This is a genomic window from Phocaeicola sp. ICN-14070 (genome assembly GCF_037892625.1).
Taxonomy (GTDB): domain Bacteria; phylum Bacteroidota; class Bacteroidia; order Bacteroidales; family Bacteroidaceae; genus Phocaeicola; species Phocaeicola plebeius.
In genome coordinates this window covers 1-811 of record NZ_JBBKBF010000168.1, presented here as the reverse complement: position 1 = coordinate 811, position 811 = coordinate 1, and the positions used below count along the sequence as shown (strand labels likewise).

The window sequence follows — 811 nt, the reverse complement described above, 5'->3', positions numbered from 1 at the left end:
GTAGGTTTAGGGAACATGCGTGTCAAGGCGGAAAATAGAATGGTTACACATAATGCTTACCCCTAAGTAAATTATTACCTAAACTGTCTCAAAATTCACCGACAGTAAAAACCTCATAACACTGAAATTTGATTCTTGTATCATAGATAAGACACTCAAAACTCACAAACTTGTTCTTAATTGCAAACCCCATCTACGATATCTCTCAGATGGCGAGACATAGCAAGAATTTTATAACGCGATGCCCAAACTGAATTACAACCAGCAAGTCCAACATCATCTTTAAGTATATAAGAACAAAAGCATCCTTTTCCTCTTTTTTTGAACAGCGAAGCAAACGAAGTCGTCATTGTTCCCAATGCAGTTTATGAAATTTTGAACATTTGGTAGAAAGCCCATGAGTTAAATCATTTTTTAGTCTGCAAATATTTCATTGACCCATTTATCTTTCTCAGGGTTCACTATATTTCCTGGATTTTTTCATAAAAGTACATGATTATAGGTTAGGAATTGCACCGAATTTACCGAACCTGTATGCTTTTTGGAGAGAACTAATCCTATTCAATCCCTTGAAATCGGTTAGAGGATACAATACACTTGAACCATCCGGATTCTTTTCTGTAAACCAGACATTATCTTTTCTAAGAAAATCTTCCTCTCCTAACAGTCCGTCATAATGCGTAGTGACCAACAACTGGGCCTGTTCTGATTCTTTCAAAAAACATTCAATGATATGTTCTATCAATTTCGGATGAAGAGAAAATTCGATATTGTCAACAGCAAGAAAAGCATCTTTTTCAAGAATTTTTTG

1 protein-coding gene is annotated in these 811 nt (G+C 35.1%); it reads right to left on the bottom strand.

The window, feature by feature from the left end; translation table 11 throughout:
- Window positions 1–496: 496 nt before the first annotated feature.
- Window positions 497–811 (bottom strand): AAA family ATPase (locus WKT20_RS18115; protein WP_340417873.1); only part of this gene is annotated, 315 nt, incomplete at its 5' end.